Below are 10,048 nucleotides of genomic sequence, written 5' to 3' on the forward strand. Positions count from 1 at the left end.
GCTAGCCTGCCATCCCTGCGGGAAGGCCGCAGCTTGAAATTTTTGAGCTTGCCCGAGGGGCACGATCCCGATTCGCTGGTACGCACCGAGGGAATGGAAAGCTTCCTTGCCCGGATTGAGAATGCGCAGTTGTTTTCGAAATATTTTGTTGCGCAACTGACGCACCGCCTAGGATTTGCGACGATAAAGACACCGGAGCAACGGGCGGCGTTCATGGGAAGCGCTAGGCCGCTGATAGAAAAGCTGGCGGCAGGGAGTTTTTTGGAGGAAATGGAGCGCGAGTTGGAGCGTTTGGTGGGACGGTCGCCGCTGGAAAGCGCGGTCAAATCCATCTCAATGGAGGCTTCAGCCCAAGCGAGGGAGCGAACAGCGCCTTCACTGTGGCGCACATTCTTGGCTTTATTGTTGCAAAATCCCGAGTTAGCGGCCTCAATCCCCAAGGATAGTCGGGCACGGCTGGAAAGCCATGGCAAAGCGGGGGAACTCGTTCGGACTATTTTAGGCTTGCTGGACATGCGGCCGGACACGAGTGTCGGCGGGCTTTTGGAGTACTTTCGGGATATGCCGGAAGAGGCATGGATAAATAAGCTGATAAGCCTAAGAACCAACGTCGCGGCTGATTGTATCCAAACGGTGTTTGCGGACACCTTGACTCGTTTGGATGGACAAATGCGTAGTGAGCGCTTGGACGTGCTGATTCATAAATCCAAGGCAATGCGTCTCAACGCGGAGGAGCGTGAAGAAATGCGCTCGTTGATGGCTTATTGAACAAGCTGCAAATTTTTATTCTTGCCAAATTACAATATACTAATTAGTTCGCGGTCAAATCGTAGTCATGGGTTAGTTGATGAACTTGGAACAGCAACAATCTCAGCTTAAAGAGCTTATCGCCAAGGGCAAGATGCAGGGTTACCTCACCTATTCCGAGGTTAACGACCATCTGCCGGGCGATATCGTCGACCCCGAGCAGATGGAAGACATCATCCTGATGATCAACGATATGGGGATCGAGGTCCACGAGGACGCGCCCGATACCGATTTGATCTCGGAGCCTACCGTCGTTACTGAGGACGACGAAGAAGAGGCGGCGGAGGTGGCGGCGGCGCTGGCTTCGTCTGTCGACACTGAACTGGGACGAACCACGGACCCAGTGCGCATGTACATGCGCGAAATGGGTACGGTGGAGTTGCTGACCCGTGAAGGGGAACTCAGCATCGCCAAGCGGATTGAGGAGGGGATCAACCAAGCGGCTAATGAATTGGTGCGCTTTCCGGCGGCCATGGATTATTTTCTCGCCGCCTTTGAAACGGTTGAGAAAGGTGATGCGCGGCTGTCTGACCTGATTTCCGATTTTTTTGATCCGGCGGGCACGACGACAGATGAGGTGTTGGTTGACGACGAGGCCGAAACCGATATCCTTGACGACGCAGAAAGCGGCCCAGACCCGGCCATGGTCAAGGAGAAGCTGGATGCTTTCGCAAAGCGCTATAAAGCCGCCACCAGCGCCCACCAGAAATATGGCTACCAACATGAACGAACCCAAAAGGCGTTTGACGCCTTGGCGGAAAACTTCATGGAATTCAAGAAAACGCCACCTTTCTTTAAGGAGCTGACGGACATTCTGCATGGCGTGGTCGAGAGGATTCGTGAGCAGGAAAGGACCATCCAGGATATTTTCGTCAATAAGTCGCGGGTTCCCCGTGCGGAATTTATCGCGTCCTTCATTGGACATGAAAGCGACCCCGCATGGTTGCAGTCGTGGCTGGACTCGGGCAAGCCTTCGGCGACTTTCCTGACAAACTATGTCGAAGATGTCAAGCGTGCGCAAGAGCGCTTGGCTCAGGTAGAGAAGGACAACCAACTCTCGATCAAAGACATCAAAGATATTAACCGGCGCGTGTCCATTGGTGAAAATCAGGCGCGTTTAGCTAAAAAGGAGATGATTGAAGCCAATTTGCGTTTGGTGATCTCCATTGCCAAGAAATATACTAACCGCGGCTTGCAGTTCCTTGATTTGATTCAGGAAGGCAATATCGGCTTGATGAAGGCGGTGGATAAGTTCGAATATCGGCGCGGCTATAAGTTTTCCACCTATGCGACTTGGTGGATTCGCCAAGCCATTACCCGCTCCATCGCCGACCAAGCGCGGACGATTCGCATCCCGGTTCATATGATCGAAACGATCAACAAGCTGAACCGCATTTCCCGGCAGATGTTGCAGGAAATGGGGCGCGAGCCGACTCCGGATGAGCTGGCGGTGCGCATGGATATGCCGGAGGACAAGGTTCGCAAGGTGTTGAAAATCGCCAAGGAGCCGATCTCCATGGAAACCCCGATTGGCGACGACGAGGATTCGCACTTGGGGGATTTCATCGAGGATTCGCGGGTGATGTCGCCGATTGAACACGCCACGGTGGCAAGTCTTCGGGAAACCACCCAGCAGGTTTTGGCCGGGCTGACAGCGCGGGAGGCAAAGGTATTGCGGATGCGCTTCGGCATCGACATGAATACCGACCACACTTTGGAAGAGGTCGGCAAGCAATTCGATGTCACCCGTGAGCGTATCCGGCAAATCGAGGCGAAGGCGTTGCGCAAGTTGCGTCATCCATCCCGGTCCGAGCAGTTGCGGAGCTTCCTTGACATAGATTGAAACGAGTTCGGGCCCTTAGCTCAGTTGGTTAGAGCAGGGGACTCATAATCCCTTGGTCCAAGGTTCAAGTCCTTGAGGGCCCACCAAGAAAAAAAGGCTTACGCGGTTCTTCCGGGTAAGCCTTTTTGTTACCTGATTAGCAAGGAAATTCATTCCCCCTTTGCAAAAGGGGGGGTAGGTGGGATTTGAAAAGCGTGCGGCTCTTGGAAGGGCTAGAAATCCCCCTCAATCCCCCTTTTTCAAAGGGGGAAGAAAGACGGCTTCCCGGCCAATGAAGTTCCTTGCTAATCAGGTTTTGTTATGAGCGATTGGAGAATCCCCGGTTTGCCGGAGTCGCCCTTGTTTCTCATCAAAAGTATTTTCAGCCCAACCCGCCAAGCACTGATGTTGGCCTTATTGCTCCTGGCCCAACCCCCGCTAGCCTCGGCGGTGCCCCCCGAGCCGCGCCTCGATTTGTCCGCGCCCCGTGATTACGGCTACACGATGGGCGACCTCATCGAACACACGCTCACCGTGACCGTGCCCCACCCCTACGCGCTGGAAACCAGCTTCCTGCCCCGACCCGGCGTGTTGGACGAATGGCTGGACGTGCGCTCGGTGGACTGGCGGGCCGCGCCGGAAGACGGCGCCACGCGCTACCGCATTCGCATCACCTATCAACTTTTCAAGGGCGTTCGTGGCGTGGAATCGGCGGTGGTGCCGCCCTTGCCGCTACGCTTCTCTGGCCCGGAAGCTTTAGAAGTCAAAGCTCCCGAATGGCCATTCACCGTCACTCCGCTCATTCCGCCGAACCTGCCCGATGAGTCTGTGGCAATCCGGGACGGGTCGCCCCCTGAACCCTTGGCGATGGATTCCCATTGGAGCCGTTTGTGGATATATCTGGCGGGCGCGGCCTTGGTGGCGGGCGGGCTGATTTGGCGCAAATTGGGTGGAAGCCGTCGTTCCCGCCCTTTTCATCGCGCCCGCCGCGAACTCAAGCCCTGGCTGCGTGGCCCGGCCTCGCCGGAAAGCTACCGCGCCGCCGCCAGAATCCTGCACCAAGCCTTGGATGAAACCGCCGGTCACGCCGTGTTCGCCGGGGAGCTGGATGGGTTCTGTGCCGTGCGTCCGGCCTTCGCTGAATTGCGGGATGAATTGGCCGACTTTTTCGGCTTGTCGCAACGGCTGTTCTTCACCGCGCCCAACGCGCCCGTTCCGGCGGATTTTCCGGCCAGCCGATTCGTCGAACTCTGCCGCCGCTGCATCGCCGCCGAGAGGGCAGGGCGGTGAATCTGGGCTTTTCCGAGCCTTGGGCTTTGTTGTTGGGCGCGACGGCCTTGCTGCCTTGGTTTAAGCGCGGCCAGCCCGCCCTGGGCTATTCCGCTGTGGCGATGATTCCCGCCGATCCCTTGTCGGTGCTGATCGACCGGCTGCTGCGTATGGCGGGCGTGGCGGCGGCGGTGTGCTTGACGCTGGGCATCGCGGGTCCGTTCAGCAAGGAGCAATGGGTGGAGCGCGTCGGCACGGGTGCCCATATCGTATTGCTGCTGGACCGGAGCAGCAGCATGAACGAGAACTTCACGGGCAAATATCTCGGTGCCAGGGCCAGCGAATCCAAGAGCTACGTGGCCCAGAAGCTCCTGTCCGAGTTCGTCGCCCGGCGCGAGCATGATTTATTCGCCATGGTGGAATTCGCCGCCGCGCCCATCTACGTGCTGCCCTTGACCCAGGACCGCGAGGCGGTGCAAGCGGCCATCGCGGCGGCGGGCGGGCGCGGCCACGGCGCCACGGATATAGCGCCAGGACTCGCCATGGCTTTGGATTTCTTCGCCGGGAAGCCTGTCACCGGCTCGCGGCTTATCCTGCTGGTGTCCGATGGCGCGGCCCGCATCGACGACGAGACCCGCGACCGGCTCCGCCAGACCTTTCAGGAAACCCGGTCCACCCTGTACTGGGTTTATTTGCGCAATCCCAAAGGGGCGAGGCTGTCGGACAAGCCGACCAATCCCAACGAAAGCACCACGCCGGAATATTTCCTGCACCAGTACTTCCAGGAGCTTGGCGTGCCTTACCGCGCCTTCGAGGCGGAGAATCCAGAAGCCATGCGACAGGCTATCGCCGAAGTGGAGCGGCTGGAAAACCTGCCTTTGGCCTATTTGGAGAAACTGCCTCGGCGGGATATGTCGGGCGCGTGCTTCGGCGCGGCTTTGTTTTTTATCCTGTTGCTGATGGCGGGCAAGGCCATGGAGGTGAAGTCGTGGGCCGCGTGATGTCTGTAGTCTGGGTGTTGCTGGCCGCGCTGTTGGCCGGTGCTGTTTATGAGGGCTGGTCCTTATATCGAGTGGCGGGCTTCAATCGGCTTATCGCCCAACCGGCGAAGATTGAAGTGGAAGATTCCACCGCGCCGGAACTGGTCTACGCCAAGGCTTGCGACTTGGCCAGCCACGGCGACCGGCAGGAGGCGTTGCGCTTGTTCAGTACTCTAATGGATCGGGGCGACGAGACGTTCCGGGCGCGGGTGCGCTATAACCTCGGCACCCTTTATCTGCGCGACGCGGCGGCGTTGTGGAACGCGAAAGGGGTGTTGGAATATGTCCGGGTGAATACCCTGGTGGCGGCGGCCAAGGAAAATCTCCGCGAAGCCTTGCGCTTGAACCCAGATCATTGGGACGCCCGCTATAACTTGGAGCATGCCTATCGCATCACGCCGCCGCCCAAGGAAAAACCGAAGGCGGATTTCCAAGGCTCAAAGGGCAGCGTGTTCGCGACGGTGCCGAGCATTCCGGGGGGCGGGCCGTGAGCCAGCCCGTCAGAGGCGGCATAGGCTTCTTGGTTGGCCGCCCGCTGAGGGCTAACTGGCGCCTCGTCGCCCTGTTGCTGGCCGCTATCGTGACGCTGGCGACCTTTTTCCATCCCCGTCTGCCGCTGCCCCGTTCCGTCTACCGCTATATGTTCGTGCTGGATATTACCCAGAGCATGAATGCGAGGGATTACCACGCCGAAGGGCTTCCGGCGGAACGGCTGAACTACGCGAAAGAGTCCATCCGCCGCGTGCTGCATGATTTGCCGTGTGGGTCGGAAGCCGGATTGGGCCTATTCACGACCCAGAACGTGCAATTCCTATTTGAGCCTATCGAAATCTGCGGGCATTTTTCCGTCATTGACGACGTGCTGTCCCATATCGACTGGCGCATGGCCTGGGCCGCCAATAGCAACGTGACCTCGGGGCTGTACGCGGCGCTCCGCGAACTGGCGAAACGCGACCCCGATGTCCGGCTGGTGTTTTTCACCGACGGTCAGGAAACCCCGCCGCTCACGCTAAAGCCGAGTTTCACAGGCAAACCCGGCGGGACCGGGGGGGTGCTGGTGGGTGTCGGCGGTCCCCGGCCCACGGTGGTGCCGCGTTATGATCGGGAGAATCGTTATCTCGGTGATTGGCAGAATGTGGATATAGAACCGCCGCCAGTGTCGTCCACCGATTATTCCGAGATGCTTGAAACCCATGCCCTGCCGCGAGAGGGCGTGTATTTGTCTTGGCTGGATGAATCGCATCTGAAAGAGCTTTCCGCCGTCACTGGCTTGCGCTACCACCGCTTGGAAGACCCAGCGTACCTCAGCAAGGTTTTGCGCGAGACCGATTTCGCCGAGCGCCGCCCCGCCGACACTGACCTGCGCCCGCCGCTAGGATTGGCCGCGCTGACCGGGCTGCTTTTGGTCTATATGGGGAGGGTTGGTTTGCAGGGAAGGAGGCCATGAGATATGCCTGTTGGAAAGGCGCTGATTTATTTGGGCATGGCCGCGTGCGGTGTGGGGCTGATTCTGACTTATGCGCCGGGGCTGCTGGGGTGGTTCGGCAAGCTGCCCGGCGACATTCGTATTGAAGACGAAAACCGCTCCATATTCATTCCCATCACCAGCATGGCAGTGGTGAGCTTGGTTCTGAGCCTGCTGATTAATTGGTTTTCACGGCGGTAGCGGGGATGCTTGCTTGGACGCGCGGGCAGCGGCGCGAAATGAGCAAAGTATGTCCCTGTTGACATGCCACGGGACTTCCCGTAAATTGGACCGCTTTACCAAAGGGCTATGCCCTTTGAATGCGCGAGACGGGTCTAGCGCAAATGGTTAAAGTTTAGTTAGGCGTTGGGCGAAAAAGATTTCGGAGTTTGGTAAATGACCACGATCAATCAGTTGGTTCGGAAGCCGCGGTTACGCAAGGAAGAGAAAAGTAATGTTCCCGCGCTTGAGGGTTGCCCTCAGCGGCGCGGTGTTTGTACCCGCGTCTACACGACGACCCCTAAGAAGCCTAACTCGGCTTTGCGGAAAGTGGCTCGTGTGCGGCTGACGAACGGGGCTGAGGTCAGCAGCTATATCGGCGGTGAAGGCCACAACCTTCAGGAACACTCCGTGGTGCTGATTCGGGGCGGTCGTGTTAAAGACTTGCCGGGTGTGCGTTATCACGTCGTTCGCGGTAGCCTGGATACGGCGGGGGTTCAGAAGCGCCGTCAGGGTCGTTCCAAGTACGGCGCTAAGAAGCCGAAAAGTTAATTGATCCTGGATATAAGTCATGTCAAGAAGAAGAGTTTCCCAAAAAAGAGAGCTGGTTCCGGATCCCCGTTTCGGTAGCGAAACGCTGGCTCGCTTCGTAAATATGTTGATGCTGAGCGGCAAGAAGTCTGTTGCCGAGCATGTCGTTTATGGTGCCTTGGATCAGATCGAGACCAAGACCAGCCAGTCTTCCTTGGATGTGCTGCATAAGGCGCTGGATAACGTGCAGCCGCTGGTGGAAGTTAAATCCCGCCGCGTCGGTGGCGCTACCTATCAGGTGCCGGTTGAGGTTCGTCCCTCTCGGCGCGTGGCTTTAGCGATGCGTTGGCTGATTGATTCGGCCCGCAAGCGTAGCGAAAAAGGCATGGTCGCCAAGCTGGCGGCGGAATTGTTGGACGCCAATGATAATCGTGGCTCAGCCGTGAAGAAGCGTGAGGATACTCACCGGATGGCTGAGGCGAACAAGGCATTCTCGCATTATCGCTGGTAGACCGGACGATAAGGATCACCCATTCCACGTTTACTGCATGCTGGTTTAAGCCGTGGCACGCACGACGCCCATCGAAAGATACCGCAACATCGGCATATCCGCGCATATTGACGCGGGTAAGACGACCACCACCGAGCGGGTTCTTTTCTATACCGGCATCAATCATAAGATTGGTGAGGTACACGATGGTGCCGCGACCATGGATTGGATGGAGCAAGAGCAGGAGCGTGGAATCACCATCACCTCGGCGGCGACGACCACATATTGGCGGGGCATGGGGTTAAATTACCCCGAGCATCGCATCAATATTATTGATACGCCGGGGCACGTCGACTTCACTATCGAAGTGGAGCGCTCGATGCGGGTGTTGGATGGTGCCTGTATGCTTTATTGCGCCGTGGGCGGCGTTCAGCCGCAATCGGAAACGGTTTGGCGCCAGGCCACGAAGTATGGCGTGCCGAGAATCGCGTTTGTGAACAAGATGGATCGTTCCGGTGCCGATTTCTTCAAGGTTTACAGGCAAATGCGGGAGCGTTTGCGGGCCAATCCTGTTCCGATTCAGGTGCCGATTGGTGCCGAGGAAGGATTCAAAGGGGTGGTCGATCTAGTCAAAATGAAGTCCATTCTTTGGGTTGAATCCGATAACGGGGCGACCTTTGTTTACGGAGAGATTCCCGAGGAGCTTGCCGATGCGGCGGCAGAATGGCGCGAGAAGATGGTGGAGGCTGCCGCCGAATCGGACGAGGACTTGATGACCAAGTACCTTGAAGGTGGCGAGTTGTCGGAAGCTGAAATCATCGGCGCTTTGCGCTATCGGACCATCGCGCTGGAAATCATCCCCATGCTGTGTGGTTCGGCCTTTAAGAATAAAGGTGTCCAGGCCATGCTGGATGCGGTGATTGATTATCTACCCTCTCCAGTTGATGTTCCCGCTATCAAAGGGATAGACGCTAACACGGAGCAACCCGTAGAACGTCATTCCAGCGACAGCGAGCCTTTCTCCGCACTTGCCTTTAAGATCATGACCGACCCATTCGTAGGGTCGCTGACCTTTGTCCGGGTGTATTCGGGCGTTCTCAATTCCGGTGAGAGCGTGATTAATTCCCAAACTGGGAATAAAGAGCGGATCGGGCGTCTGCTGCGAATGCACGCGAATAATCGCGAAGAGATCAAAGAAATCCGTGCTGGCGATATCGCCGCGTGTGTCGGTCTCAAAGACATCGTTACGGGCACGACCTTGTCTGCTACTGACAGGCCGGTGGTTCTTGAGCGAATGGAATTCCCGGAGCCAGTTATTTCTGTGGCTGTGGAACCCAAGACAAAAAGCGATCAAGAGAGGATGGGTTTGGCCTTGCAGCGGCTCGCTCAAGAAGACCCGTCATTCCGTGTTCACACCGATGAAGAATCGGGGCAAACAATTATTTCCGGCATGGGAGAGTTACACCTCGAAATCATCGTGGACCGGATGAAGCGAGAGTTCAAGGTTGAGGCCAATGTGGGTGCTCCGCAGGTGGCATATCGGGAAACGATTCGAAAGTTGGTGGAGCAGGAAGGCAAATACATCCGACAAACTGGTGGGCGAGGTCAGTACGGTCACGTCTGGTTGCGCATTGAGCCATTATCCGAGAATAGTGGCTACGAGTTTGCGAATGGCGTTGTGGGTGGGATGATTCCAAGGGAGTACATCCCCGCCGTTGATAAAGGTGTGCAAGAGCAGCTTCAAAATGGTATATTAGCTGGCTATCCCGTGGTGGACGTGAAAGTGACGCTATTTGACGGCTCTTACCACGACGTAGATTCCAGTGAGATGGCGTTCAAGATCGCTGGCTCCATGTGCTTCAAGGAAGGCTGCAAAAAAGCAGGTCCTGTGCTGCTAGAGCCGATTATGAGCGTGGAAGTTGAGACTCCCGAAGAGTATATGGGTGACGTAATGGGCGACTTAAATAGAAGGCGCGGCGTCATGTTCGGGATGGACGATAATGCGGGCGTCAAGGTGCTTAAAGCAGAAGTTCCTTTGGCCGAAATGTTTGGATACTCCACGAGTCTGCGCTCATTAAGTCAAGGTCGAGCCACTTACTCCATGGAATTCAAAAAGTATCAGGAAGCTCCGACGAATATCGCGGACGTCGTCATTAAAAAGGCGGCTGTAGGCTACTAAGGTTTAGAACTATTTGTAGAGAGGAATTTGAGTCGTGTCCAAAGAGAAATTTACACGCACGAAGCCGCATGTGAACGTGGGAACAATTGGTCATGTGGATCATGGCAAGACGACCCTGACGGCGGCGCTGACCAAGGTGGGCGCGGAGCGCTTCGGCGGGGTGTTCAAGGCGTATGACCAGATCGACGCGGCCCCCGAGGAGCGGGCGCGCGGCATCACCATCGCG

The 10,048-nt window shown here is 57.0% G+C and carries 10 protein-coding genes, 1 tRNA gene and 1 pseudogene; all 12 read left to right on the top strand.

The window, feature by feature from the left end; all coding sequences use genetic code 11:
• Positions 1-768: pseudogene (locus ACXWUF_RS11905) on the top strand (hypothetical protein); the annotation flags it as partial.
• A gap of 79 nt (positions 769-847) precedes the next feature.
• A complete protein-coding gene (rpoD, locus tag ACXWUF_RS11910) occupies positions 848-2,650 on the top strand; it encodes an RNA polymerase sigma factor RpoD (RefSeq protein WP_458494884.1) in 1,803 nt (600 codons plus the stop codon).
• Positions 2,651-2,659: 9 nt separating this feature from the next.
• Positions 2,660-2,736: transfer RNA gene (locus ACXWUF_RS11915), tRNA-Ile, on the top strand.
• Between the two features lie 214 nt (positions 2,737-2,950).
• Positions 2,951-3,919, top strand: a complete 969-nt coding sequence (locus tag ACXWUF_RS11920; protein ID WP_458494885.1) for a hypothetical protein — start codon at positions 2,951-2,953, stop codon at positions 3,917-3,919.
• A complete protein-coding gene (locus tag ACXWUF_RS11925) occupies positions 3,916-4,899 on the top strand; it encodes a vWA domain-containing protein (RefSeq protein WP_458494886.1) in 984 nt (327 codons plus the stop codon). The genes ACXWUF_RS11920 and ACXWUF_RS11925 overlap by 4 nt, the downstream gene beginning before the upstream one ends.
• Entirely contained in the window at positions 4,899-5,429 is a 531-nt protein-coding gene (locus ACXWUF_RS11930) for a tetratricopeptide repeat protein (RefSeq protein ID WP_458494887.1), read from the top strand. Before ACXWUF_RS11925 ends, ACXWUF_RS11930 begins: the two co-directional genes overlap by 1 nt.
• Positions 5,426-6,385, top strand: coding sequence for a vWA domain-containing protein (locus ACXWUF_RS11935; protein ID WP_458494888.1), 960 nt, complete (start codon positions 5,426-5,428; stop codon positions 6,383-6,385). The genes ACXWUF_RS11930 and ACXWUF_RS11935 overlap by 4 nt, the downstream gene beginning before the upstream one ends.
• A 3-nt stretch (positions 6,386-6,388) precedes the next feature.
• Complete coding sequence (locus ACXWUF_RS11940; protein ID WP_458494889.1) at positions 6,389-6,604, top strand: DUF2905 domain-containing protein; 216 nt, start codon at positions 6,389-6,391, stop codon at positions 6,602-6,604.
• Between the two features lie 195 nt (positions 6,605-6,799).
• Positions 6,800-7,174, top strand: coding sequence for a 30S ribosomal protein S12 (gene rpsL, locus ACXWUF_RS11945; RefSeq protein ID WP_458494890.1), 375 nt, complete (start codon positions 6,800-6,802; stop codon positions 7,172-7,174).
• Positions 7,175-7,193: 19 nt separating this feature from the next.
• Complete coding sequence (gene rpsG / locus ACXWUF_RS11950) at positions 7,194-7,664, top strand: 30S ribosomal protein S7 (protein ID WP_458494891.1); 471 nt, start codon at positions 7,194-7,196, stop codon at positions 7,662-7,664.
• Between the two features lie 52 nt (positions 7,665-7,716).
• Positions 7,717-9,822 carry an elongation factor G gene (gene fusA / locus ACXWUF_RS11955; RefSeq protein ID WP_458494892.1) on the top strand — a complete coding sequence of 702 codons (2,106 nt, stop codon included), beginning with the start codon at positions 7,717-7,719 and terminating at the stop codon, positions 9,820-9,822.
• 34 nt (positions 9,823-9,856) lie between these two features.
• A partial coding sequence (locus tag ACXWUF_RS11960) for a GTP-binding protein (protein WP_458494893.1) occupies positions 9,857-10,048 on the top strand: 192 nt, incomplete at its 3' end.

It is taken from the genome of Methylomagnum sp., assembly GCF_054333355.1.